The following is a 23,459-nucleotide window of genomic DNA, read 5'->3' on the forward strand; positions in this document are numbered from 1 at the left end:
CCCGAAACGAGGCTTTTACCCGAACACCGCGTGTACCCCGGCCATGACCGACTCATCGACGGGTGAGGGCGCCGCGTACGGGAGCCGCGACCCCGACGCGCTCGCGAGGCGGGCCGGCGCGCGCGCCGACCCCGACCGCGACCAGCACTTCCTCGTCGACGACCGGGTCCTCGACCGGATCCCCGGGTATCTCCCCGAGAACGCCGACCGGAGCCATCTCCTCGAGATCGGCGGCGGCGCGGGTGCGCTCACCGACCGGCTGCTGGCGGCGGCGACCGCCGAGGGCGACGACGAGGCGTCCGCCGCCACCGCCGCACCCGCCGACCCGTCGCCCCGTCGCATCACCGTGATCGAGCGCGACGGCGCGTTCGCCGAGTTCCTCCGCGAGGAGTTCGCGACCGCGGTCGCCGACGGCCTCCTCGACGTGGTCGAGGGCGACGCGCTCGACGTCGACCTCCCGCCCTTCTCGGCCTGCGTCGCTAACCTTCCCTACGGCGTCTCCTCGGAGATCGCCTTCCGCCTGCTCCCCGAGAAGAAGCCGCTCGTGTTGATGTTTCAGGCGGAGTTCGCCGACCGGATGGTCGCGTCGGCGGGCGAGTCCGAGTACGGCCGGCTCTCGGTGTCGGCGCAGCACTACGCCGACGTGGAGATCGTCGAGCGCGTCCCGAAGGAGGCGTTCGACCCGCAGCCGGCCGTCGAGAGCGCCGTCGTGCGCTGTACGCCGCGCGACCCCGACTACGTCGTCGGCGACGAGGCGTTCTTCCTCCGGTTCGTGAAGGCGCTGTTCACTCAGCGGCGCAAGACGGTGCGGAACGCCGTGCGGAACACGGCGCACATCTCCGGGCTCGACGAGCCGGCGGCCGTCGTCGACGCGGCCGACGAGGAGCTGCTGAGTAGCCGCCCGGGGAAGCTGGAGCCGGCGGCGTTCGCCGCGCTGGCGGAGCTGGCCCGCGAGCGCGGCGCCCCGACGGAGGCGTGACGATGACGGGGTGGATCGGCCTCGTGACGGAGCTTCAGCGAGCGTTCGCGGGCAACTTCGAACGGTTCGCCGCCTCCGCGGGCATCGTCGCCGCCGTGCTGATCGTCCGGTACCTCACGCGGCGGCTGCGCAACGGCGACCGGGACCTGTCCTCCACGCGGCGGCTCCTGCTGTCGACGGCGGTCGGCGCCGCCACCGCGGCGGGCGCGATCGCGCTGATCGCGGTGTGGGATCAGAGCGGTGCGCTCTTCGAGACGGCCCGGTCGGCGCTGAGCGCCAATCAACTGTCGAACGTCGTCCTCGCGGTGATCCTCCTGGCGATCGCGTACGCGCTGACCGACTTCCTCGGTGGGGTCATCCGCGAGATCGGCGCCGAGAGCGCGTCGATCTCGCAACACCAACAGGAGGTGATCCTCCGGATCACGCAGCTGACCCTCTACACGACCGCGCTGGTCGCCGTGGTCGGGCTGTTCACCGACAACGTCGGCAGCCTCCTCGTCGGCGCGGGGTTCCTCGGGATCGTGGTCGGCATGGCGGCGCGACAGACGCTCGGCGCGATCCTCGCCGGCTTCGTGTTGATGTTCTCCCGCCCGTTCGAGGTCGGCGACTGGGTGGAGATCGGCGACCACGAGGGGACGGTGACGGAGATATCGATCATGAGCACCCGGATCCGGTCGTTCGACGGCGAGGTGGTCACGATGCCGAACGACGAGGTTCGCTCGGGCTCGATCGTCGACCGCTCGCGGCGGAACCGACTGCGGGTCGAGGTGGAGGTCGGCGTCGACTACGACACGGACGTCGAGCGCGCGGCCGCGGTCGTCGAGGAGGCCGTCGGCGACGTCGATGACGTCGCCGAGATGCCCGAGCCGAACGCCGTGACGAAGCGCTTCGACGACTCGGCGGTCGTGTTGGGGCTCCGCTACTGGATCCGGAACCCGAGCATGCGGAAGCGCTGGCGGACCCAGACCGCCGCGATGAACGCGATGAAGGGCGCGCTCGAAGACGACGGGATCGTCATCCCGTTCCCGCAGCAGACGCTGTCCGCCCGGACGGAGGGCGCCTCCGGACCGCAGTTGGACGCCGCGGTCGAGAGTCGCGCGGCGACGCGCGCTGGGTCGGAAGACGCGGCCGACGCGAACGGTGATACGGAGCCGTCGACCGACGGGTCCGACGACGGCGACGCGGAGGAGGCCCACCGATGACCGACGACGGCGACGAGGGGGACGGCAGCGACGAGCGCGGCGGTGGCGACGACACCGAGCGCGACGACCTCGCGGCGCGCCGCGGCCTCGACGACGTCACGGTCTATCAGCCGGCCGAGGACTCCGGCCTGCTCGCGGAGGCGGCGGTCGCGGAGGCGCACGGGCGCGTGCTGGAGGTCGGCACGGGATCTGGGTGGGTCGCCGCGCAGGTGGCGAGCGAGCGCGACCTCGACGTGATCGGCAGCGACCTCAACCCGCACGCCGCGCGACAGGCACGCGAGCGAGGCGTCGAGGCCGTCGTCGCCGACCTCCTCTCGCCGTTCCGCGCGGACGCGTTCGACGCGGTGTGTTTCAACCCGCCGTACTTGCCGACCGACCCGGACAACGAGTGGGACGACTGGATGGAACACGCGCTCTCGGGGGGCGAGTCGGGCCGCGAACTCATCGAGCCGTTCCTCGCGGACGTCGGTCACGTCCTCGCGCCCGACGGTGTCGTCCTCCTCTTGGTCTCCTCTCTCACCGGGTACGAAGAAGTCCTCGACCTCATCGACGCGGCCGGCTTCGCGGCCGATCCGGTCGTCGAGGAGTCGTTCCCGTTCGAGACGCTCACGGTGTTGGCGCTGCGGCGGGCGTAGCCCGTCCGCGTTGAATTACTATCGGACATAAAATATATTAGCAAATATTATACGACGGCATAGCTAACTGACGGTAATGACCGAACGTGTCGCGGCGACGCCGGGGCTGTATCCGCTCCCGGACCGGGCGAAAGAGACGCTCTCCGACCTGAAGGGCCACCAGAAGGGGGACCTCCTGAGCGGCGACGAGAGCGAGGCGATCGTGGCGGAATACGACGAGGTGCGCGCCGAGTACGTCGACGACCAGCTGGACGCCGGCCTCGACCTGATCACCGAGGGGCAGGGCCGCTGGGACGACATGATCGCGCACCCGCTGACCGTCAGCGACGCCGTCGAGACCGGCGGGATCGTGCGGTACTACGACAACAACAACTTCTACCGCGATCCGCGGGTCGTCGACGACCTCGACTCCTCGGGCGACGTGGCGGGCGAACTGGAGAAGGCGACCGACCTGCTCGCCGACGCCGACGGGGGCGACGACGCGTCGCTCGCGGCGACGCTCCCCGGGCCGTACTCGCTCGCCGACCTCGCGACTGACGAGCACTACGGCGACGCGGCCGAGTTCCAGGCCGCCATCGCCGAGTTCCTCGCGGGCGAGGTCGAGGCGTTCCCCGCCCACGAGACGCTGTTCCTCCTCGAACCGTCGCTCGTCACGGACCCGCCCGCCGAGGGCGACGAGTCGACCGCGACCGACGCGCTCGCGACCGTGGCCGACGCCACCGACGCCGACGTGGTCGTCCAGACGTTCTACGGCGCGCTCGGGGAGAAGCTGTACGCCCACCTCGTCGACGAGGCGGGCGCGGACGCGCTCGGCCTCGACCTCGTCGCCGGCGACCGCGACGACACCGTCTACAACGTTCAGGAGTTCGGCTCGACCGACTCGCTGTCGCTCGGGCTCGTCGACGGGCAGAACACGCTCGTCGAGGAGCCGGAGACGGTCGCGGAGCGCGTCGAGTGGTTCGAGTCGCAGATCCCGCTTGAGGGGTTCGACCGGACCTACCTCACGCCGAACACCGAGCTGTTCTACCTGCCGACGAACAAGTACCGCGAGAAGCTGAACGCGCTCGCCGCCGCAGCGGAGGTGCTCGACTGATGGTCAGAAACCCAGAAGCCAACCGCGACCAGTTCCGCCCGGAGGACCACCCGAACGACACGTTCCTGCTGTCGACCGTCGTCGGCTCGTACCCGAAGCCCAAGTGGCTCAACCGCGCCGACGAGCTGGTCGACGATCCCGACTCGAAGTTCGACGAGTCCGACCTCGAAGAGGCCCACGACGACGCCTGCCGGCTCATCACGCACGAACACGAGCGCGCCGGCCTCGACACGGTCGTCGACGGCGAGATGCGCCGCAACGAGATGGTGGAGTTCTTCGCCGACCGCATCGACGGCTACGAGTTCAACGGGCCGGTGAAGGTGTGGGGTCACAACTACTTCGACAAGCCGAGCGTGGTCGAGGAGGTCGAGTACGACGAGCCGTGGCTCGTCGACGAGTTCGAGTTCACGGCCGGGGTCGCCGAGCGCCCGGTGAAAGTCCCGATCACGGGGCCGTACACCCTCGGCTTCTGGGCGTTCAACGAGGCGTACCCCTCCACCGAGGAGCTCGTCTACGACCTCGCAGACCTCGTCAACGAGGAGGTCGAGAAGCTGGTCGAGGCGGGCGCGCGGTACATCCAGATCGACGAGCCCGCGCTGGCGACGACGCCGGAGGACCACGCCATCGTCGGCGAGGCGCTCGAACGCATCGCCGCGGGCATCCCCGAGGAGGTCCGGATCGGCCTCCACGTCTGCTACGGCGACTACTCGCGGGTGTACCCCGAGATCAACGACTACCCGATCGACGAGTTCGACCTGGAGCTCTCGAACGGCGACTACGAGCAGATCCCCGTCTTCGAGGAGCCCGAACTCGAACCGGACCTCGCGCTCGGCGTCGTCGACGCCCACACGGCCGAGATCGAGTCGGTCGCGGAGATCAAAGCGAACATCCGGCAGGGCCTCCGCGTCGTGCCGCCGGAGAAGCTCACCATCTCGCCAGACTGCGGGCTGAAGCTGCTCCCGCGAGATATCGCGTACGGGAAGACCGAGAACATGGTGACCGCCGTCCGCGAGATCGAAGCGGAGATCGATTCCGGCGAGATCGACCTCGACAACCCGCTCGCCGACGACTGAGGTGGCGCCGTCGGGTCGCTTTGCGCGTCTCGCGCCGGAGCGGCGGTTCGCCGTCACCGCGCGTCCCCGGTGTACAACCTGACGAGCATCGCACTCGCCGACGACCGTGCGAATGCGAGACGGGTATCGCACACGCGGTCCATCCGATTCGCTGAGTTATTACCATCGCCGATAACTCGATCAAACTCCTTATGAGAGAAACCGTCAAGAAACATATGACGGTTGGAAGAAGACGTTTTGTTGCGACTGCGGGCGCGAGCGTGCTCGCCGCGACCGCCGGCTGTAGCGGGGATGATACGTCCGGCGGAGCGGACGAACCGGACATCGAAACGACTGACGGTCCGGCCGAGTTCGCGGTGTACGACGCCAGTTGGAGCGACGGCACCGACATCACTGTCGACGCGGGGGCGACGCTCGACATCACGATCGGGAACCGGGTGAACTGGAGTTTCAGGCGGCCATCGAGAGCCTCGAAAGCGAAGCCGCGCCGCTCATCACCGCCGAGACCTCCACGATCGAAGCGGAGCTCGGAAGCGGCGACACCGTCACGGTGACGACCGAAACCGTCGAGTTCGGGTACGCCGGTCGGTACGAGGTCGCGGGCACGGACGGGTCCGGCGACCCGATCCCCATCGCCGAGAGCGCGGACGAGAACGCCGACATCGAGATCCTTCCGCGCCGCGCGTCGGGGGACACGACGCAGCAACTCGGGAACGAGCTCCGACTCACCGTCGACCAAGTCACGTTCGGGCAACACCTCCATTACACCACCACCCGCACCGCGTTCCTCAGCAGCGTCGATCGGGTCGGGGTTCACAGCGCACTGAACGACCAGACCCTGGCGTTCGTCCACGCGACGGTGGAAAACGCCGGGAACAACGGGAAAACCCTCGGCGATGGCAACTTTACCTTCGCCGGCGAGAAGCCCCTCCAGGACCTCGCCGGCTCTTCGCTCGACAGCGTTCGGGACATCGACGGCTCTCCCCTCCACGACGCGTCGGCGAATCCCGGGAGTTCGGTCAGCGGATGGCTCCCGTTCAACGTTCCTCGCGACGCCATCGGCGACGCCTCCCTCGCGTTCCACCGCGACTCCACCACCGCGCCCGCAGACGTCGTCTGGAACGTGGCGATCGGCGACGTCGATCTCCCCGCCTTCGAGCTCGTGGACGTGAACGTCCCCGCCGAGCGCGCGGAGGGCACTTAGGAGTTCGAGTTCACGATCCGCAACGCGGGCGACGGCGTCGGCACGTTCCGCGGTGAAATCGAGTGGCGCGAGGAGACGAGCGGTGAGTGGGACGGCCTGCTCGAAGGGAACGCACAGCTCTCCGCCCGCGTCCCCGCCGGGTCGGAGACCACGGTCACGACCGGGAGTGACAACGATGAACTCGGCACCACCTACGAGTACCGGTTCAACCCGTTCGGCGCGACGTTCGTCATCGAAGCCAGCGAATAGACGGTTCCGCGCCCCAGCCGGCGCCATCAGGTATACGGACCCGCCGGTTCCAACTCCGACATGGAACTCGGTCTCACCGTCGGCGACGACCTCGACCGGCTCGCGGCGTCGTCCGCGCGGTTCGACTTCTGCGAACTCGGCGTCGGCGAGCCGACGCTCGTTCCGGGCGACATCGATCCGGGTCGCCTCACGGACGCGCTCGCCGGCCGCGACCTGCTCGTTCACCTGCCGTACAGCCAGCGGCTGGCCAGCTACGTCCCGGAGGTGAACGACGCCATCGTCGACTACCAGCGCCGGCTCTTGACGGCGGCCGGCGACCTCGGCGCCGAGAAGGCGGTCCTCCACGCCACCTCCGCCGACCGCGACGACGTCGAGTTCCGCGAGACCGCCGGCGAGCAGCTCCGTCGGGTCGCCGACGCCGGCCGCGAGGCGGGCGTCGAGGTCGTCGTCGAGAACGTCGGTCACCACCACGCGGGGCTCCAGCTCTCCGTCCTCGGCGACCTCGCCCGCGAGACGGGGGTACCGGTCTGCTTCGACGTGGGTCACGCGTACATGGAGGGCGGCAACAAGGCGATCAAACGGTTCCTCCGGAGCCACGGCGACCGGATCTCACACCTCCACTGCCACGACGTGCGCCGCCGCGGCGACACCCACCTCCCGGTGGGCGCCGGCGAGGTCGACTACGAAGTCGTCGAGGCCGAACTCGACGGGTTCGACGGCACGGTCGCGCTGGAGGTGTTCACCGACGACGAGACGCTGCTCCTCGACTCCGCGGAGCGCGTCGCCGACCGGCTCGGCGCCGACTTCTGAGGCCGCGGGTCAGTCGGTCCGGTCCGTCGAACCGTCGTCGTCGCCCGAACCCGCCTCGGAGGCGTCGGCGTCCCCGTCCGTCTCCGTGCCGGAATCCCCCGCAGAGCCGTCAGCGTCGGCCTCGTCTCCGTCTATCTGGCGCTTTATCGACTCCAACTCGGACTCGACGTCGACCTCGGGCGGGTCGTCGTCGTCGCCGGCCGCTCCGCCCTCTTCGTCGTCGTCTCCGCTCTCTCCGGGATCGGTCACGTCGATCTGAACCGGAGTTCCGTCGTCGCCTCGATCGGAGCGCGTTTCGTCGCGCTCCCGGCGGTCGCCGTCTCGCTCCCGGGCCGCGTCGTCTCGCTGACGGTCGCGTCCCAGCCGCCGGTCCCGCGCCGTGTCGGCCTCCCGACGCCCCTCGTCCATCCGGGACTCGATCTCCGCGGTGAGGTCGCGCGCGTCGGCGATGATCGAGCGTGAGGCGGCCTCCTCGGGGAGGTCGGCCTCCGAGAGCGCGGTCCGGAGCTCCGAGAGGGACCGCGAAAGCCCGGCGGTCGCGCCGTCGCGCACGTCCGCGAGGCGGTCGCCCGAGCCCTCCGCGCCCTCGGCGACGCTCCGGCTCGGGTCGGCGAGCCGGAGGGTCCCCTGAAGCAGTTCGAGCGACTTGATCGTCGTCTCCAGCAGCGCGATGACCGTCGGGATGGTGTACTGCTCGGTGAACCGGACCAGCTCCGAGAGCCGGGGCGGGCGCGGGGGCCCGCGGCTGTCGCGCTCGGTCTCGCGGAGGTCGGCACGGAGTTCGCTCAGCACGTCCTCAAGGTCGTCGAGCCGCTCCTCGAGGTCGTCGTCGCGTGGGTCGCGGGAACTCATGCCGCGTTATAGGCGGTCCGCGAATAAAAAGCCCGGCAGCGCTCGCGCCCGGGGCCGACCCGGCGCGCCGTCGTCTGTCAGAACCCCTCGCGCAGGAACGTCCGCCGCGGCGGAAAGAGGGCGGTGAGGTCGGCCGCGCGGCCCGCTCAGTCGAAGCGGCCGCGGCGGTACTGGACGGGCCACTCGACGTCCGCGCCGAGTTCGTGGGCGGCCTCCAGCGGCCAGTAGGGGTGCCGGAGCATCTCGCGGCCGAGCGCGACGAGGTCCGCTCGCTCGTTTCGGACCAGTGCGTCGGCGTGGGTCGGCTCCGTGATCCCGCCCACCGCGGCGACGGGCACGTCGGTCCCCTCGCGAATCGCCTCCGCGTACGGCACTTGGTAGCCCGGGCCCGCGCTCGGAATCTCTTGGTCCGGGTGGATCCCGCCGCCGGAGACGTCGATCAGGTCGGCGCCGGCGTCGGCGAGGAGCGGGGCCACTCGCACCGAGTCGTCGACGTCCCACGAGTCGCGGTCCGGAAGCCAGTCGGTGGCGGAGATGCGCACGAACACGGGCTTCCCGTCGGGCCAGACCTCGCGGACGGCTTCGACGACCTCCCGGAGGAGCCGGGTTCTGTCCTCGAAGCTCCCGCCGTACTCGTCGTCGCGGTCGTTGGTGACGGGCGAGAGGAACTGGTGGAGCAGGTAGCCGTGGGCCGCGTGGACCTCCGCGACCTCGAAGCCAACGTCGTGCGCTCGCTCCGCCGCGGCCGCGAACGAGCCGATCACCTCGTCGATCCCGTCGCCGTCGAGCCGGCGGGTCTCGGCCAGATCGCCCTCGTCCACGTCCGGGTGGGGATACGCCTTGTCGCTCGCGGAGACGGTCTCCCACCCTTCGGACTCGTCGATGGAGATAGGGCCGCTCCCCTCGGTGGGGGGATGGTGTGAGGCCTTCCGGCCGGCGTGGGCCAGTTGGATCCCCGGTGTCGCGCCCTGCGACCGGACGAAATCGACGATCGGTTCGATCGCCTCGGCGTGCTCGTCGGACCAGATCCCGAGGCAGCTCGGGGTGATGCGGCCGCGGGACTCGACGGCGGTCGCCTCCGTCATCACGACTCCCGCGCCGCCGGCGGCGCGGGCGCCGAGGTGGACCCGGTGCCAGTCGTTCGCCAGCCCGTCCTCGGCGGAGTACTGGCACATCGGCGACAGCATCACCCGGTTTCGGAATTCGGTGTCACGAAGGGTGAGCGGTGAAAACAGCGTATTGGTCACGATCCGTCGAACGGTCGCCGCGCCGTAAGGTCCTCCGATCCCCCGCGCGGATCGCCGCCTGTGGTTTAGGCCGACCGAAATCTATAACACCTCCGGACCCTGACCGGGTAGTAATGACAACGGGAGACCGGATCGAGCGGGACGCCGAATCGGCGACCGACGAGCGGCCGACGGTCGCCGCGACCCGCTGCTCGGAAGAACGGACCGTCTTCGCAGAACAGGGCAACACCGACGCGTGGATCGCGACGGACCTCACGGTCGATCTCGAACGTTGACATCCTCCTCCGCGTAAACGCGGAGGAATCCCGAGCGTTGGGATATTAAGGTTTGCAGACTCCCTATTCTCTCGGTGTGAACCGTCCGCTTTCGCGGTCCAACAGGAAGACTCCAGGCTGTGCCAACCAGCCGTTACTCATATCCTCTGTCGGAGGACTCTGAGTTATCTTTCTCCGAATATTCACCGCACCGTTCACGTCCGCGTTCATCGTCGTCTCGCACGACGAACAGACGTACAAACCACGCTCCACACGATTCGAGTCACGGATCTGCCCGCAACACGAACACGTCTTGCTCGTGTTCTCCTCATCCACTCGATCAACAAGGATGCCGTGTTCTTCTGCTTTGTATTCGAGTAGGTTCATGAATCGGTCAAACTCCCACCCGTGGAGTTTCTTGTTTCCCGACGCACCCCAGTTCCGAGAGTCGCCGTTCCCATCCTTGCGGATGTCACTGAGATCACCAACAGCGATCTTCCCAACGCCTTCCTCGACACACCGGTCAACAATGTGTTTCGAGAGCGTATGGAGGAAATGGTCTTTGCGCCGAGAGAGTTTCTGTCGAGCCTTCCGCGAACGTTTCGACGATCCGTTCTTACCCTCGGTCTGGTACTCCTCGCGGGTGAAGTAGTGCTTGTCCTCTTTCAGCGTGTTCCCCGCATACAGCTCCGAGGGGCCGTCTGCGTAGTCGATGGCGAGGTAGTTACTGATCCCGAGATCTATTCCCGCCGTCTTGTCTCCCGGCGCGTCTTCGACTGAAATCTCTTTCTTACAGACGAGGTGTAGTTCCCACTCGTCTCCGTTCCAGACGGCACGCACCTGCTGGATATTCTCGACTTCTACATCAGGGCGGGTTTCGTATTCTGCGAGGATGAAGTCCGACCGACTCTTTTTCAGGTTGAAACCTTTCGAGAGGCGGAGTTGGTCGTGCTTCGTGTCGTGCTTGATGGCTCGTTTCTTCCACGTGACGGTGGAGCGTGGGTGTCGGTCGCCATGTTTCCGGTAGCCGGGTGGGTTGTTGCTGTCGTTGGAGTTGTACCAGCCGGTGAACGCCTCAGCAAGTTCTTCGAGAACTCGCTGACTTGACTGAGAATGGAGGTCACTGTAGCGTTCGTGGTCTTTCAACTCCGATTTCAATTCGGCTTCGTCGGGTATCTCACCGTCGCTGTCCCACCGTTGTTGGATGTAGTAGCGGCCGACGTTCCACAGTTTCGATGCAGAGAATCCACACTGGTCGAGGTCGTCACGAACCTGTTGGTGGTTCGTGATTTGCGCGACGTAGGTGCGGGTTGTCTCCAGCATCGTACTGTGTTCATAACACGTTATGAGTAGTCGCTTATTAAAGCCAATGAACGTGTCTTGAATATCCGGTTGAACTGTTGCCGGTGGGGTGTCAGTCAGAGTGTCGGATTCATCCCGCGCCTAAAGGCGCGGGTATTCTCCTTGCTCTCTATAACGCGAACGTCCGCCGACCCCGCTGACGCCATCTCCTCCACCGCTCCGCTTCGCCGTCCCTGTCACCACTTCGCGTTCGCCGCTCGGCGACGCCTCACTCCTCGGAGCGCAGCGCCTCGCCCGGCGCTCCGGTCGCGTGCGGCGAATCCGCGGATCCCGCGTCCGCCGCCGCCTCGCCCGCTCGCTGCTCGTCGACGAGTGTACAGATCCGGGCTACGATCGCGTCGAACCGGCCGCGGTCGGACCCCTTCTCGAAGTAGGCGTCCGCGCCGGCACCGAACGCCGCCGCCTCGCGCTCCTCGCCCGGACACGTGGTGTGGAACACGACCGGGAGCGCGGGGTCGGCCTCGCGCAGCCGTTCGGTGAGGTCGATGCCGTCGCCGTCGGGGAGGCGCTGTTCGGTCACGACGCAGTCGACCGCGACACGCTCGCCGTCGACCGCGACGCCGGTCTCGACCGCGTCGAGCGCGTCCGCGAAGCGGTCCACGGAGCGGACCCGGACTCGGTCGGTGAGCCGCGCCGCGAACGCCTCCAAAAGCTCCGCGGAGCGCGCGTCGGGTTCGACTTGGAGGACGATGATCGATGCGTCGCGTCCCGCCGCGAGTCCGGCAGCGGTCGTTTCGGATCGATCGGCGGTTGCGGTCTTGTTCGTGCGTGCGTCGGACGGCGGTGGTGTCTGGTCGGTCATGTTGTGTGTGGCGGGCGACGACTCGGCGAAGGGCAAATTACTACGGTGGTTGTAATTTTTCTTCAGGAAACGGTTACCGCGGGAACGGTATAATAATTCCGCGATCACCGTTGCCACGGCCCTCAAACCCGATTATCCGGTAGTAATAGGAGGCAATCATTGGACGGGCGGGGAATCTCTCTCGGGTCCGCACGCGGGGCGCCGGGGAGGGCGCGCGGCTCGGCGCGGGAGATGGTACGGACGGAGTCGAGCATCGAGAGAGGGACCCCAGCCGGATCGAGCGTCGCGGGCCGAGAGGTCACAGAGGATCGGACGCCGCGGGCCGAGGCCCTCAGGCGAACAGGTCGCGCGCCTCGCGGACCGCGTCGACCAAGGCGTCGACCTCCTCGACGGTGTTGTAGAAATAGAAGGAGGCGCGCGCGGAGGCGGCGACGCCCATCTCGTCGTGGAGCGGCTGGGTACAGTGGTCGCCGGCGCGGATCGCGACGCCGTAGTCGTTGAGGATGCTGGAGAGGTCGTGGGCGTGGACGCCCTCGACGTTGAACGCGACGAGGCCGCCGCGGTCGTCGCCGGGCGGGCCGTATATGTCGACGCCGCCGAGCGCTTCGAGTTCGTCGTAGGCGTACCCGGCCAGCAGGTCCTCGTGGGCCTCGATCCGGTCCATGCCGATCTCCTCGAGGTACTCGATCGCGGCCGCGAGGCCGATCCCCTGCGCGATGGAGGGCGTTCCAGCCTCGAACTTCCACGGGAGGTCCTCCCACGTGGAGTCCTCGAAGGAGACCCGGCGGATCATGTCGCCGCCGTAGAGGTACGGCTGCATCTCATCGAGAAGCTCCTCGCGGCCGTAGAGGGCGCCGATCCCGGTCGGGCCGCACATCTTGTGGCCGGAGAAGGCGAGGAAGTCGACGTCCAGTTCCGCGACATCGACCGGGCGCGTCGGCACCGACTGCGCGGCGTCGGCGAAGATGAGGGCGTCGCGGTCGTGCGCCACGTCGGCCAGCTCCCGGATCGGGTTCACGGTGCCGAGCGTGTTCGACACGTGGACGACCGACACCATCTCGGTGTCGTCGTCGATCAGGTCGGCCGCGTGGTCCATGTCCAAGAGCCCCTCGTCTGTGACGTCGATGAAGCGCACGTCGGCGCCCGTCCGCTTGCCGATCTGCTGCCAGGTGACGAGCGAGGCGTGGTGTTCCATCTCGGAGAGGACGACGTTGTCCCCGGGACCGAGCTCTTCGAGCCCCCAGGCGTACGCGACGAGGTTCATCGCCTCCGTCGTGTTCTTCGTGAAGACGACCTCCTCGCGGCCCGCGGCGCCGATGAAGTCGGCGACCGCGTCGTGGGCCTCCTCGTACGCGACCGAGGCCTCCTGGCTCAGCTGGTGGATCCCGCGGTGGACGTTCGAGTTATAGCTCCGGTAGTAGTCCGAGATGGCGTCGACGACCGGGTCGGGCGTGTGCGAGGTCGCCGCGTTGTCGAGGTAGACGAGGGGGGTGTCGTCGCCCTCGCCCTCCCCGGCCGTCTCCGGGTCCCCGCCGACTTTCCGATCGAGGATCGGGAAATCGGCGCGGAGCGCCTCCACGTCGAACAGGTACTGTTCTTGGACTCCCATTACCCGTTATCGGGCCCCGAACACTAACACACCTTCGGTCCGGTACGTCTTGCGGGTATCGCTGACGCGCGGAACGGCGCGATCTGTGGGGTTCGCGGCCGCGACGGGAACCCCGAAATCACCGGGCGCCCGCCTACTCCCCCCAGTCGGGGTTCGCACGCGGCGGCGAGAAGATGTCGAAGCCGACGACCGGCTCGTCGGTCCGGTTCTCGGCCGCGTGCGGCTCGCCGCCGGGGATCACGTAGGTGTCGTCCGGGCCGACGACGCGTTCCTCGCCCGCCGCGAGGAACGTCAGCCTGCCGGCCGTGATCACGCCGATCTGCTCGTGGGGATGGTCGTGTTCGGGCACCGTCTCGCCCGGTTCGATCTCGAACCGCTGGATGCTCACGTCCTCGCCGACGGCGCCCTGCGTGAGGAACACGCCGTCGACCGCCTCGACCGCCTCGATGTCCGCGTCGGGTACGACGTCCATGAGGACCCCCGCGGCGCGGAGGCACCTAAATCCGCGGGCACGGGCAGCCGACGCCGGGGCCGGCGCCCACCGCCCGCGTCACCGGGCGCGCGCCGTCACGGGAACGGGTGATACGGCCGGTCGAGCGCGGGCTCGAACCCCATCGACCGCGGCACCTCGCTCGCGCGGTCGCCGAAGAACGGCTCGCCGGTGAACAGCGGCTGCGCGCCCGGAACCAGCACGCGCACGGCCTCGAAGCCCAGCGTCGCGAGGTCGCGCGTCGTCACCCGGGCGACGTAGGGGTCGAGCCCGACACTCTCGACGCGCTCGACGGCGGCGGCGAGTTCGGCCTCGCCCGACAGCGCCGGCTCCCCCAGCCCCTCGGCCGCGACGGTCGCGTCCGGGTCGAAGAACGCGGCCGTCTCCGCGGGGAAGTCGGCGTGGTGACCGATCGCCGCGCCCTGGTCGTCGGCCGTCTCCCGGCCCATCGAGCGGAGTTCGGTCCAGTTCTGGAGCGCCTCGGCGAGCGCGCTCCGCGCCGCCGCGGCCGGGTCGAGGTCGGCGCCCGATCCCGCGGCGAACCGCGGCCAGTCGCTCTCCCGACTCACCCCGACCGCGACGACGGGCACGTCGACGTCGGTCGTGACGAGCAGCGGCGTCACCGACAGCGACTCCGCGCGCGCCCGCTTCTCCAGCTCCGCGAACCCGGGGTCGTCGAGGTCGAGCCCGAGCGGCTCCGTCGTGGAGTACCAGCCAGTCATCGTCGCGTCGCGCTCGATCGCCTCGTACAGCCCGGAGAGCGCGGCGTCCGGCCCCGAGCTCCCGAGCCCGAGCCCGGTCGTGATCGGCGGGCGGTACCGCCGCTCCGGCGGCGGGAAGTGAACGAACTCCGCCGGGAGGCTCGCGGGGTCGCCGGTCCCGAGGCGCTCGCCGCGGACCCACGGGAGCCGGTCGTCGCGGTCGTACGCCTCGGCGCCCTCGGGCCGGACGAACGCGTCCGGCGTGACTGGGTTCGGGACGTTCGCGGCCGGCGCGCGCGTGAACTCGGCCTCGCGGTAGACGCCGGCCGCGTACCGCTCCAGCCCCTCGCCGAGCGCCTTCATGAACGCGGCGTCCCAGTCGGCGGCCGCGCCGCCGCCGAAGTCGGCCGCGTCCGCGTCGGAGAACGGCGTCGTGTCCGCGACCCGCGCGACGTAGTACGGCAGCGGGAACGACTCCTGCTCGCCGACCTCGCTTAGGGCGCCGATCCGGCGGTCGACGGCGCGCTCCGCCCGATCGATCGTCTCGTCGAGGTCGCGGTCGACGTGATCCTGCGGGAGCGCGTCGCCGGGGTCGGCACCGCAGTCGCACCCGGGCGCGGGCAACAGCGTCCGTTCGGCGCCCGGCACCTCGACGACGGTGTCCGCCACCGCGTCGCCGGCGAGCAGCTGGATCGCCCGGCGCCCCGCCACCGCGCCGGCGTAGCGCACGGCCGAGCGGCGGCCGGTCGGCCCGTCAGCCGGCTCGGCGCCCCCGCTCTCGACGCGGGCGCGCAGGCAGTCGTCGCAGGCGTCGCCGAAGACGGTCACCGCGGCGTCGAGGTCGGCGAGGGGGACGCCGCCGAGCCCGCCCACCTCGACGGCGATCCAGCGGTCGAGCAGCTCGTTCGCGGTCGCGAACGCCGACGACCCCGCGGTGTCGACGACGACCGCCAGGTCGAACCCGTCGAGAAGCTCCGCCTCGACGGGCATCGCGTTCACGTCGACGTCGCCGAGCGCGGCCTCGGTCGCCTCGGCCGCGGGCCCGTCGCCGACAAGTCCGATATCCATACCCGGTCGACGCGAGGCGGCGAAAAAAAGCCGCGGGGTCCGCGGCGCGCGGTGGAGCGCGTGACGGGGCCACGGCGAGAGTCGGAAGTGGGAGTCAGAAAGCGTCCGCGGGCGCGCTCAGGCGGGCGTCGCGGCCATCATCTCGGCGGCCTCGGCGGCCAGCTCCGCGGCGTCGGTGTCCCGGAGCCGGTCGTCGCCGAGCTTCAGGCGGAGCCGGGGGCGGCCGACGTCGATCGGGACCTTCTCGGTGTCGATGATCCCGAGGTCTTCGAGCCGCGTCTTCGTCCGGGAGAACGTCGCCTTCGAGGCGATGCCGACGTCCTCGCCCCACTTCGAGATGTCGTAGAGCAGCACGTCGTTCTTCGCCGCGACGAGCAGCGAGACGGTCACCTCGTCGAGGTCGGCGCCGCTGCGCTCGGTCGCGTCGAGGACGGCGTCGAAGTCCGCGCGGGCCTCCTCGCCGATCTCTGCCTCCATCGTCTCGCGAACCCGACTGATCGCCGGCGTGCGGAGCGTGTACGGCTCCGCGTCGTCGAACGCGTCGCGGTGGGACTCGTACACCTCGCCGACGAACTCGTCGTCGTCGGTCGAGAGCGCGGCGACGCCGTCCCCCGCCGTGACGAGTGCCACGACCCGAGAGGGGGAGACGAACAGCGCGTTGTCGACCTCCCCGTCCAGCACCCGGAGGTCCAGGGCGCCGTCGGCGACGAGGTCGGCCGCCCGGGACGCGACGACGAAATCGTCCATGACGTCTTTGAGAGTGCGCTCGTCGGCGAGCATGGACAGCGCCGGGAGGTCGTCCCGCCCGACCGCGGTCTCGACCAGCGATACGATCGTCTCCGCGGAGGGGTCCACGACGAGGAGTTCGTCGTCGCCCCCGGCGAACGCCGCTTCGAGCGCCGCCTCGACGTCGGCCGCCAGTAAATTCGACACCATTTATCACTTCGTATCAAGGTCGGTTGCGTATTTAATATTAACGGGGTTTATGGATCGAACAACGCAGGCAGCGTGCCTCAAACCGCCGAAAACGGCCGATGAGCCGAGTCGAAGATCGGCCCCGTCACAGGAGCTGTATCTGCGGGCGGAGCGCAGGCTTCCGCCGCCGACGGAAGACGGAGAGCCGGGAGTTCCGCCGGCGACGGAAGGATTAATGCGCGGTCGCGCCCGCCTTCGCACATGGACCACGAGCACGTCCGGGAGGTCGACCCGGCGGTCGCCGACGCGCTGGCTGGCGAGCGCGACAGACAGGAGCAGACGCTCGCGATGATCGCGAGCGAGAACCACGTGAGCGAGGCGGTGCTGGAAGCACAGGGGAGCGTCCTCACGAACAAGTACGCCGAGGGGTACCCCGGCTCGCGCTACTACGCCGGCTGCGAGTACGCCGACGAGGTCGAGGAGTTGGCGATCGAGCGCGCGAAGGAGCTGTGGGGCGCCGACCACGTCAACGTCCAGCCCCACTCCGGCACGCAGGCGAACCAGGCGGTGTACTACTCGGTCCTCGAACCGGGCGATAAGATCCTCTCGCTGAAGCTCAACGACGGCGGCCACCTCTCGCACGGTCATCCCGCGAACTTCACGGGGCAGCTGTACGACGTCGAGCAGTACGAGGTCGACCCCGAGACAGGGTACATCGACTACGAGGGGCTCCGCGAGGTCGCCGAGGAGTTCGACCCCGACATCGTCGTCTCGGGCTACTCCGCGTACCCCCGCACCGTCGACTGGGAAGAGATTCAGGCGGCCGCCGACGCGGTCGACGCCTACCACCTTGCCGACATCGCGCACATCACCGGGCTCGTCGCCGCCGGCGTCCACCCCTCGCCGGTGGGCGTCGCCGACTTCGTCACGGGCTCGACCCACAAGACGATCCGCGCCGGCCGCGGCGGGATCGTGATGTGTGACGAGGCGTTCGCGGACGACATCGACTCGGCCGTGTTCCCCGGTGGGCAGGGCGGGCCGCTGATGCACAACGTCGCCGGCAAGGCGGTCGGGTTCAAGGAGGCCTTGGAGCCCGAGTTCGAGGAGTACGCGCAACAGGTCGTCGACAACGCCGAGGTCCTCGCCGAGACGCTTCAGGGGCACGGCCTCTCCCTAGTCTCCGGTGGGACCGACAACCACCTGATACTGGCCGACCTGCGCGACTCGCACCCGGACCTCTCCGGCGGCGACGCGGAGGACGCGCTCGCGGCCGCGAACATCGTCCTCAACGGGAACACGGTCCCCGGCGAGACGCGCTCGCCGTTCGACCCCTCGGGGATCCGCGCGGGCACGGCCGGGCTCACGACGCGCGGCTTCGACGCCGACGCGATCGAGGAGGTCGGCGACCTGATCTACCGCGTCGTCGACGACGTCGACAGCGACGACGTCATCTACGAGGTCGGCGAGCGCGTCGTCGAGCTCTGCGAGGCGCACCCGCTGTACGAGTAGGCGCGGGCCGATCGCGACCGACCGCTCGCTCCCGGTCGACGGCGCCCCGCGCCGGAGAATCCGTGCGTAAAAGTGGGGGCGGGTCCCACGGGTCGGTATGGACGCTCCGTCGTTTCTCGCCACGCGCCTCGACCGCGGCGCCGTCCCGCTGGCCGTGGGCGACCTGATCGCGCTGATCGCCTTACTGACCGTCGGGACGCTCAACCACCAGACCGTCGAGTTCTTGACCGCGAACCCGCTGTACCTTCCGGGCGTGTACGCGCCCTTTCTGATCGCGTGGGTCGCCATCGCGCCGCTCGTGGGCGCCTATTCGGCGGGCGCGGTCGAGACCGCGAAATCGTCGGTGCCGCTCGTCGTCAGGTCGTGGATCCCCGCCGCGGTCGTCGGACTCGCGCTCCGCGCGTTCGTCTTCCGGGGCGGCGCCGAACTCACCTTCGCGGCCGTCATGCTCGTGCTCGGATCGCTCGCGCTCGGCGGCTGGCGGGCGCTGTACTTCCGGCTCCGGTAATCGATTTTCGCTCCGACTTCGCCGTCTGACCGCCGTCTCCACGATTCGTCGCGATCCCGTCTCGATTTCGAGCGGGCCCGGCCCGCTCATAAGTTACGAGTTACTTTGTTGTGTTCATGGGCGAACCACCTCCGAACCGCGAAAAATTTAATACAGATCTTGTACTATTATTCAGCGATAGCATGGCTGGATACTACGACTACGTCCTCGGGCTCATTCCAGTAGCGCTGATCGGTGTGACCGCCTTCCTCAACCTGGTCGGGCTGTCGTTGCTGTCGGCGTTGCCCGCGGGCGCAGTGGCCGCCGCCACCGTGATGGCCCACGCGATATTCGTCAGGGCCCCAGTTAGCGCCGCCGGCGCGCGGGCGGGCGCCTCGCGCCCCGGTCGGCGAGAGGACGGACCCGGCGGCCGGTCGTCCGTCTGAGGCGCCGCCGTTCGCCGCGTCCTGTACCGTTTAGTTCCCCCGCCCCGAGTGGGCGGACATGACGGACGCCCTGTTCCTCACGAGTTCCGAGGTCGACGACCTCGCGGAGCCCGCCGACTACGTTGCCGCCGTGCGCAACGCCTACCGACAGGTCGGTGAGGGAGCGCCAGCGGAACCGCGGACGAAGCTGTTCAACCGCGAGCCGCCGGGGATGTTCACCACCTACGCCGCCGTCCTCCCGGAGACGGGCGCGATGGGCGGCTACGCCTACTCCGCCGGCTTCGGCGCGGAGGACGCGTGGTTCATGACGCCGCTGTTCGACGCCAAGTCGGGCGCGCCGCTCGCGCTGCTCGACGGCGCCTCGATGAACCCCTTCAAGACCGGCGCCGCGGGCGCGGTCGCGGTCGACGCGCTCGCCCGCGACGACGCGACCGAACTCGCCGTGATCGGCAGCGGCGCGCAGGCGCGCGGGCAGGTCGCGACGACCGCGACGGTCCGCGAGTTCGACGCGGTTCGGGTCTTCTCGCCCACCCCCGAGAGCCGCGAGGCGTTCGCCGCCGGCTTCGACGACCGCCTCGACGCGGACGTGGCCGCGGTCGAAAGCGCGGGCGACGCGCTGGCGGGCGCCGACGCGGTCATCACCGCGACGACCGCGACCGACCCCGTGATCGACGACGCCGACGTGGAGCCGGGGACCCACGTCACGGCGATGGGGCAGTACCACCCCGAGAAGAACGAGCTCCCGCCCGAACTCGTCGCCCGCGCCACCTACGTCCCCGACCTCCGGGCGCGCGCGGCGCAGGACGCCGGGTCGTACCTCGCCACGGTCGAGGCCGGCCTGATCGAGGCGGGCGAGGGGATCGCGGCCGACCTCGGCGAGGTCGTCGCGGGCGACCACCCCGGCCGGACGAGCGACGACGAGGTGACCGTCTTCGACTCGGGCGGGACCGGCGTCGAGACGGTCGCGGCCGCGCACATGCTGTACGAGCGCGCGAGCGAGAGGGGGCGCGGACAGACCATCGACTTCGCGCCGGCGAGCGAGGCGCTGACGGGAGAGTAGCCGGAGATTGAAGTACTGCGGCGGCGTCCGACCGGTATGCGCATCGGCATCGTCTCCGACACGCACGACGACTTGGCCGCGGTCGAGGCGGCCGTCTCGCTGTTCGAGCGCGAGGAGGTTGACGCGGTCGTCCACTGCGGCGACTTCGTCGCGCCGTTCTCCGTGACGCCCTTCGACGCGGACTTCGCGTTCCACGCGGTCCGCGGGAACAACGACGGCGAGTGGGCGGTCGGGTCGACCGTCGAGGAGTTCGGCAGCTATCACGGCGAGGCCGCCGCGCTCTCTTTTGCCACTGTCGACGTCGCGGTCACCCACGGCACCAGCGACCTCGTCGTCGACGCGCTCGTCGACTGCGGCGACTACGACTACGTGTTCCACGGCCACACCCACGCGCACGGCGTCGAGGCGCGCGGCGGGACCGTCCGCGTGAACCCCGGCGGGCTCCCGATCCCGGTCGAAGGCGCCGACGACGTGTTTCGGGTCGCGACGCTCGATACCGCCGAGTCGGGTACTGACGCCGTCACGCACCACGTCCTCGACGGCTGATCGCGAGCGCGCCGACGGAAGCCGACCATCGGTCCTCGGTCTCGGTCCACATGTGGGGCAACATGTATACTCCTCAAAGCGGAAATCCGCGTATGGCCACTGAACAGGGATCCGAGGAGACGACGGTCAGCGACCGAGGAATGGTCACGATACCGGCCGATCTCCGCCGACGCCTCGACATCGAGCCGGGCGACAAACTCCGATGGGCGGCGGACGAGGACGGCGTCCTTTCGGTCGAGGTGGTCCGTCAACGCGAGGGCGCATTCGACGGTTTCGAACCCGTGGACGTCGGCGAGACGAACGCCGTCGAAGCGGAGGCCGAGTTCGGGACCGAGTGATGGCGGTCGCCCTCTTGGACACGAACGTCCTCTTCGCGATGGCGAGCGCCCGGGACGAACACCACGACCGGGCTCGGGAGATCGTCCGCGGAATCGACCACGGAGCGCTCCCGAACGCCGTCCTGACCGACTACGTACTCGCGGAACTGCTGAATCTCTGTCGCGAGAAGCTCGGCCCGGACACCGCGAATCGGGTGCTGGATCGGCTTCTTGAGGGCGCAAACTTCGAGATCGTCCACTCTCCGAAAATGGATTTTAACGCCGCACAGCCAGCTTTCCGACGATACAGCGGACTTTCGTTCGTGGACGCGACCATCGTCGCGTACCTGAACCGGGAAGACATCGAATACCTGTACTCCTTCGACGACGACTTCGACGTCATCGACGGGATCTCCCGCTTGGAGACTGCTGACGACTCGTTCAAGTAGCTGTTGTCCGGAGCGAGTCAGCCGAGACCCGCAAGCCACCCCGAGTTTTATCGCCGCCCGCTCGCTCCGTACGCCCATGAGACACGCACAGGGGCCGCTCCTCACGATCGACCTGACCGAGCGGACCGCGTCGACGACGCCGATCGGCGACCGGCTCGCGTCGTTCGTCGGCGGCCGCGGGCTCAACACGTCGCTCGCGTACGACCGGATCCCGTTCGACGCGGACCCGCTCGGCCCGGAGAACCGACTGTACCTCTCGACCGGACCGATGCAGTACTCGACGACCTCCTACACGGGGCGGATGTCCGCGACCGGGCTCTCACCGCTCACGAACGGCCTGCTGTCGTCGAACGCGGGCGGCTTCCTCTCGCGGAACTTCACGGGCGCGGGGTACGCCGCCGTCGAACTCGTCGGCGCGAGCGACGACCTCCTCGCGGTCCACGTCCGCGAGATCGGCCCGGACGGCGAGCCGGACGTGACCTTCGAGGAAGTGCCCGACTTGTCGGAGACGGAGGTGTCGGTCGTCTCGGACCGGTTCGCGGAGACGCACGACCTCGGCCCGGAACACGTCGCCTGCGTCGGGCCCGCGGGCGAGAACGAGGTCCGCTTCGCGTCTGTCATGACCTCGGACACCCGGGCGTTCGGCCGCGGCGGGCTGGGGGCGGTCCTCGGGTCGAAGGGCGTGAAGGCGCTCACCTTCGACGGGGACTCGTCGGCCGACCTCGACCTCGACTGGCCCGACGAGGCGGGCGAGGTCCACCGCGAGGCGGCCACCTCCGACTCGATCATGAAGCGGCAGGGGACGACGAGCGTGACGGAACTGGCGAACGAGGTGGACGCGCTCCCGTCGCACTACTTCGCCGAGACCTCCTTCGAGGGCGTCGAGGGCATCTCCGGCGACCGCGTGGAGGAGAAGAAGTACAAGAAGGGGACCTGCTCCAGCTGCGCGTTCGCCTGTAAGCTCCCGACGCGCGACGAGGCGACCGGCGTCGAGACGGAGGGGCCGGAGTTCGAGACGGTGATGGCGTTCGGCTCGAACGCGGGCGTCGACGATATCGTCGACGTGATGGCCGCCAACGAGCTGTGCGACGAGCTGGGGATGGACACCATCTCCTGTGGCGACGTCGTCTCGATGTTCCTCGAAAGCGAAGACGAGTTCGGCAACGCCGACCTCGTCCGCTCGCTCGTCGAGCAGATCGCGTACCGCGAGGGCGTCGGCGACAAGCTCGCGGAGGGCGTCCACCGCGCGAGCGGGGAGTTCGGCGCCGAGGACTGGACGGTGAAGGGGATGGAGTTCTCCGGGCACGACGGCCGCGCGCTCAACGGACAGGGGCTCGCGTTCGCGACCGCGAACCGCGGCGCAGACCACATGTACGGTGAGTTCTACCCGTACGAGTACCCGCTCGTCGACCCCGACGACGCGCTCGACCCCGAGGGGCTGGAGGGGAAGCCGCCGAAGCTCGTCGCGAAAGAGAACCGCAACGCGGTCCTCGACTCGGCGGTCGTCTGTAAGTTCTCGCGGGGCGTCGTCACCGACGATCGGCTCGCGGCGCTGCTCGACGCCGACTACGAAGACCTCCAGTCGCTCGGTGCCCGGGTCGTCGAGCTGGAACGCGCGTTCAACAACGCCCGCGGTTTCGACCGGCGCGACGACACGCTCCCGTACGCCGACGCCATCGAGGGGTTCGACGCGGCGCTCTCCGAGTACTACGCGCTCCGCGGCTGGAACGACGACGGCACCGTTCCCGGCCACGGCGACGGGATCGACCCGGCGAGCGCGGCGCCCGCCGACGACTGAGCGGGTCTCACTCGACGTCGACACCGCGGAACTCGAACCGGGCGCCGCCAGTCGGGCTCTCGGCGAGTTCGACCGTCCACCCGTGCGCCTCGGCGACCTCGGCGACGATCTTCAGCCCGAACCCGGTTCCCTCCGGATCCGACGTCACGCCCGCCTCGAACGCCTCCTCGCGGTCTTCGGGGTCGATCCCGGGACCGTCGTCTTCGACGTAGAAGCCGTCGCCGTCGGACAGCGTGCCGACCGTGACGGCGACCTCGGGGCCCGCATGGGTGACCGCGTTGACGAAGAGGTTCTCCAGCGCC

At 69.2% G+C, this 23,459-nt stretch carries 25 protein-coding genes; 16 read left to right on the forward strand and 9 right to left on the reverse strand.

All coding sequences use genetic code 11. From position 1 onward, the window contains the following. Window positions 1–43 precede the first annotated feature (43 nt). The 7 genes from C463_RS04390 (at window position 44) to C463_RS04420 (ending at window position 7,245) form a co-directional block, all read left to right on the forward strand. Window positions 44–979: a 16S ribosomal RNA methyltransferase A gene (locus C463_RS04390; protein WP_008441403.1), complete on the forward strand. Its 936-nt coding sequence runs from the start codon at window positions 44–46 to the stop codon at window positions 977–979. A 2-nt stretch (window positions 980–981) separates the two neighbouring features. After that, entirely contained in the window at window positions 982–2,181 is a 1,200-nt protein-coding gene (locus C463_RS04395; RefSeq protein ID WP_049905517.1) for a mechanosensitive ion channel family protein, read from the forward strand. After that, window positions 2,178–2,816, forward strand: a complete 639-nt coding sequence (locus C463_RS04400) for a HemK2/MTQ2 family protein methyltransferase (RefSeq protein ID WP_008441406.1) — start codon at window positions 2,178–2,180, stop codon at window positions 2,814–2,816. The genes C463_RS04395 and C463_RS04400 overlap by 4 nt, the downstream gene beginning before the upstream one ends. Window positions 2,817–2,892: 76 nt before the next feature. Beyond that, a complete protein-coding gene (locus tag C463_RS04405; RefSeq protein WP_008441408.1) occupies window positions 2,893–3,909 on the forward strand; it encodes a hypothetical protein in 1,017 nt (338 codons plus the stop codon). Beyond that, entirely contained in the window at window positions 3,909–4,982 is a 1,074-nt protein-coding gene (locus C463_RS04410) for a methionine synthase (RefSeq protein ID WP_008441409.1), read from the forward strand. The genes C463_RS04405 and C463_RS04410 overlap by 1 nt, the downstream gene beginning before the upstream one ends. A 370-nt stretch (window positions 4,983–5,352) precedes the next feature. Beyond that, on the forward strand, window positions 5,353–6,186 hold the full coding sequence (locus C463_RS04415) for a DUF4352 domain-containing protein (protein WP_008441410.1): 834 nt from the start codon (window positions 5,353–5,355) through the stop codon (window positions 6,184–6,186). A gap of 309 nt (window positions 6,187–6,495) precedes the next feature. Then, window positions 6,496–7,245, forward strand: a complete 750-nt coding sequence (locus C463_RS04420) for a sugar phosphate isomerase/epimerase family protein (protein ID WP_008441411.1) — start codon at window positions 6,496–6,498, stop codon at window positions 7,243–7,245. A gap of 9 nt (window positions 7,246–7,254) precedes the next feature. On the opposite strand, the gene C463_RS04425 is transcribed toward C463_RS04420, so the two are convergent. Continuing rightward, entirely contained in the window at window positions 7,255–8,097 is an 843-nt protein-coding gene (locus tag C463_RS04425) for a DUF7547 family protein (protein ID WP_008441412.1), read from the reverse strand. A 146-nt stretch (window positions 8,098–8,243) separates the two neighbouring features. Further along, on the reverse strand, window positions 8,244–9,344 hold the full coding sequence (locus tag C463_RS04430; RefSeq protein WP_049905518.1) for an NADH:flavin oxidoreductase/NADH oxidase: 1,101 nt from the start codon (window positions 9,342–9,344) through the stop codon (window positions 8,244–8,246). 113 nt (window positions 9,345–9,457) lie between these two features. On the opposite strand from C463_RS04430, the gene C463_RS19150 reads away from it, so the two are divergent. Continuing rightward, a complete protein-coding gene (locus C463_RS19150; protein ID WP_008441430.1) occupies window positions 9,458–9,619 on the forward strand; it encodes a DUF7331 family protein in 162 nt (53 codons plus the stop codon). A 63-nt stretch (window positions 9,620–9,682) separates the two neighbouring features. Here the strand turns inward: C463_RS19150 and C463_RS04435 are convergent, their stop codons facing one another. From C463_RS04435 to tbsP, 6 genes are all read right to left on the reverse strand, one after another. Beyond that, window positions 9,683–10,921: an RNA-guided endonuclease InsQ/TnpB family protein gene (locus C463_RS04435; RefSeq protein WP_008441432.1), complete on the reverse strand. Its 1,239-nt coding sequence runs from the start codon at window positions 10,919–10,921 to the stop codon at window positions 9,683–9,685. Window positions 10,922–11,168: 247 nt separating this feature from the next. Continuing rightward, on the reverse strand, window positions 11,169–11,762 hold the full coding sequence (locus C463_RS04440) for a response regulator (protein ID WP_008441433.1): 594 nt from the start codon (window positions 11,760–11,762) through the stop codon (window positions 11,169–11,171). Between the two features lie 331 nt (window positions 11,763–12,093). Next, window positions 12,094–13,371, reverse strand: a complete 1,278-nt coding sequence (locus C463_RS04445) for an aminotransferase class V-fold PLP-dependent enzyme (protein ID WP_008441434.1) — start codon at window positions 13,369–13,371, stop codon at window positions 12,094–12,096. A 133-nt stretch (window positions 13,372–13,504) separates the two neighbouring features. Next, on the reverse strand, window positions 13,505–13,843 hold the full coding sequence (locus C463_RS04450) for a cupin domain-containing protein (RefSeq protein WP_008441435.1): 339 nt from the start codon (window positions 13,841–13,843) through the stop codon (window positions 13,505–13,507). 95 nt (window positions 13,844–13,938) lie between these two features. Beyond that, window positions 13,939–15,630 (reverse strand): YcaO-like family protein, encoded by a 1,692-nt coding sequence (locus C463_RS04455; RefSeq protein WP_008441436.1) that lies wholly within the window; start codon window positions 15,628–15,630, stop codon window positions 13,939–13,941. 117 nt (window positions 15,631–15,747) lie between these two features. Then, window positions 15,748–16,566, reverse strand: coding sequence for a transcriptional regulator TbsP (tbsP, locus tag C463_RS04460; protein ID WP_008441437.1), 819 nt, complete (start codon window positions 16,564–16,566; stop codon window positions 15,748–15,750). Window positions 16,567–16,806: 240 nt separating this feature from the next. On the opposite strand from tbsP, the gene glyA reads away from it, so the two are divergent. From glyA to C463_RS04500, 8 genes are all read left to right on the forward strand, one after another. Further along, window positions 16,807–18,054 (forward strand): serine hydroxymethyltransferase, encoded by a 1,248-nt coding sequence (gene glyA / locus C463_RS04465; protein ID WP_008441438.1) that lies wholly within the window; start codon window positions 16,807–16,809, stop codon window positions 18,052–18,054. Between the two features lie 97 nt (window positions 18,055–18,151). Next, complete coding sequence (locus C463_RS04470; protein ID WP_008441439.1) at window positions 18,152–18,562, forward strand: DUF3054 domain-containing protein; 411 nt, start codon at window positions 18,152–18,154, stop codon at window positions 18,560–18,562. 182 nt (window positions 18,563–18,744) lie between these two features. Continuing rightward, window positions 18,745–18,987: a hypothetical protein gene (locus C463_RS04475; RefSeq protein WP_008441440.1), complete on the forward strand. Its 243-nt coding sequence runs from the start codon at window positions 18,745–18,747 to the stop codon at window positions 18,985–18,987. A gap of 58 nt (window positions 18,988–19,045) precedes the next feature. Further along, entirely contained in the window at window positions 19,046–20,047 is a 1,002-nt protein-coding gene (locus C463_RS04480; protein ID WP_008441441.1) for an ornithine cyclodeaminase family protein, read from the forward strand. Between the two features lie 36 nt (window positions 20,048–20,083). Continuing rightward, on the forward strand, window positions 20,084–20,593 hold the full coding sequence (locus C463_RS04485) for a metallophosphoesterase (RefSeq protein WP_008441442.1): 510 nt from the start codon (window positions 20,084–20,086) through the stop codon (window positions 20,591–20,593). A 92-nt stretch (window positions 20,594–20,685) separates the two neighbouring features. Then, a complete protein-coding gene (locus C463_RS04490; protein ID WP_008441444.1) occupies window positions 20,686–20,931 on the forward strand; it encodes an AbrB/MazE/SpoVT family DNA-binding domain-containing protein in 246 nt (81 codons plus the stop codon). Continuing rightward, entirely contained in the window at window positions 20,931–21,359 is a 429-nt protein-coding gene (locus tag C463_RS04495; RefSeq protein ID WP_008441445.1) for a type II toxin-antitoxin system VapC family toxin, read from the forward strand. The genes C463_RS04490 and C463_RS04495 overlap by 1 nt, the downstream gene beginning before the upstream one ends. Window positions 21,360–21,435: 76 nt before the next feature. Continuing rightward, window positions 21,436–23,157: an aldehyde ferredoxin oxidoreductase family protein gene (locus tag C463_RS04500; RefSeq protein WP_008441447.1), complete on the forward strand. Its 1,722-nt coding sequence runs from the start codon at window positions 21,436–21,438 to the stop codon at window positions 23,155–23,157. Window positions 23,158–23,164: 7 nt separating this feature from the next. On the opposite strand, the gene C463_RS04505 is transcribed toward C463_RS04500, so the two are convergent. Further along, on the reverse strand, window positions 23,165–23,459 hold a 295-nt coding region (locus tag C463_RS04505; RefSeq protein WP_008441449.1), incomplete at its 5' end, for a sensor histidine kinase.

This window comes from Halorubrum californiense DSM 19288, assembly GCF_000336875.1.
Taxonomy (GTDB): Archaea; Halobacteriota; Halobacteria; order Halobacteriales; family Haloferacaceae; genus Halorubrum; species Halorubrum californiense.

Coding starts and splice junctions, on each gene's coding strand:
- C463_RS04500 (WP_008441447.1), top strand. CDS start 21,436: ATGAGACACGCACAGGGGCCGCTCCTCACGATCGACCTGACCGAGCGG.
- C463_RS04485 (WP_008441442.1), top strand. CDS start 20,084: ATGCGCATCGGCATCGTCTCCGACACGCACGACGACTTGGCCGCGGTC.
- C463_RS04405 (WP_008441408.1), top strand. CDS start 2,893: ATGACCGAACGTGTCGCGGCGACGCCGGGGCTGTATCCGCTCCCGGAC.
- C463_RS04445 (WP_008441434.1), bottom strand. CDS start 13,371: ATGGGAGTCCAAGAACAGTACCTGTTCGACGTGGAGGCGCTCCGCGCC.
- glyA (WP_008441438.1), top strand. CDS start 16,807: ATGGACCACGAGCACGTCCGGGAGGTCGACCCGGCGGTCGCCGACGCG.
- C463_RS04480 (WP_008441441.1), top strand. CDS start 19,046: ATGACGGACGCCCTGTTCCTCACGAGTTCCGAGGTCGACGACCTCGCG.
- C463_RS19150 (WP_008441430.1), top strand. CDS start 9,458: ATGACAACGGGAGACCGGATCGAGCGGGACGCCGAATCGGCGACCGAC.
- C463_RS04425 (WP_008441412.1), bottom strand. CDS start 8,097: ATGAGTTCCCGCGACCCACGCGACGACGACCTCGAGGAGCGGCTCGAC.
- C463_RS04395 (WP_049905517.1), top strand. CDS start 982: ATGACGGGGTGGATCGGCCTCGTGACGGAGCTTCAGCGAGCGTTCGCG.
- C463_RS04420 (WP_008441411.1), top strand. CDS start 6,496: ATGGAACTCGGTCTCACCGTCGGCGACGACCTCGACCGGCTCGCGGCG.
- C463_RS04440 (WP_008441433.1), bottom strand. CDS start 11,762: ATGACCGACCAGACACCACCGCCGTCCGACGCACGCACGAACAAGACC.
- C463_RS04495 (WP_008441445.1), top strand. CDS start 20,931: ATGGCGGTCGCCCTCTTGGACACGAACGTCCTCTTCGCGATGGCGAGC.
- C463_RS04435 (WP_008441432.1), bottom strand. CDS start 10,921: ATGCTGGAGACAACCCGCACCTACGTCGCGCAAATCACGAACCACCAA.
- C463_RS04400 (WP_008441406.1), top strand. CDS start 2,178: ATGACCGACGACGGCGACGAGGGGGACGGCAGCGACGAGCGCGGCGGT.
- C463_RS04475 (WP_008441440.1), top strand. CDS start 18,745: ATGGCTGGATACTACGACTACGTCCTCGGGCTCATTCCAGTAGCGCTG.
- C463_RS04450 (WP_008441435.1), bottom strand. CDS start 13,843: ATGGACGTCGTACCCGACGCGGACATCGAGGCGGTCGAGGCGGTCGAC.
- tbsP (WP_008441437.1), bottom strand. CDS start 16,566: ATGGTGTCGAATTTACTGGCGGCCGACGTCGAGGCGGCGCTCGAAGCG.
- C463_RS04470 (WP_008441439.1), top strand. CDS start 18,152: ATGGACGCTCCGTCGTTTCTCGCCACGCGCCTCGACCGCGGCGCCGTC.
- C463_RS04455 (WP_008441436.1), bottom strand. CDS start 15,630: ATGGATATCGGACTTGTCGGCGACGGGCCCGCGGCCGAGGCGACCGAG.
- C463_RS04390 (WP_008441403.1), top strand. CDS start 44: ATGACCGACTCATCGACGGGTGAGGGCGCCGCGTACGGGAGCCGCGAC.
- C463_RS04410 (WP_008441409.1), top strand. CDS start 3,909: ATGGTCAGAAACCCAGAAGCCAACCGCGACCAGTTCCGCCCGGAGGAC.
- C463_RS04490 (WP_008441444.1), top strand. CDS start 20,686: ATGGCCACTGAACAGGGATCCGAGGAGACGACGGTCAGCGACCGAGGA.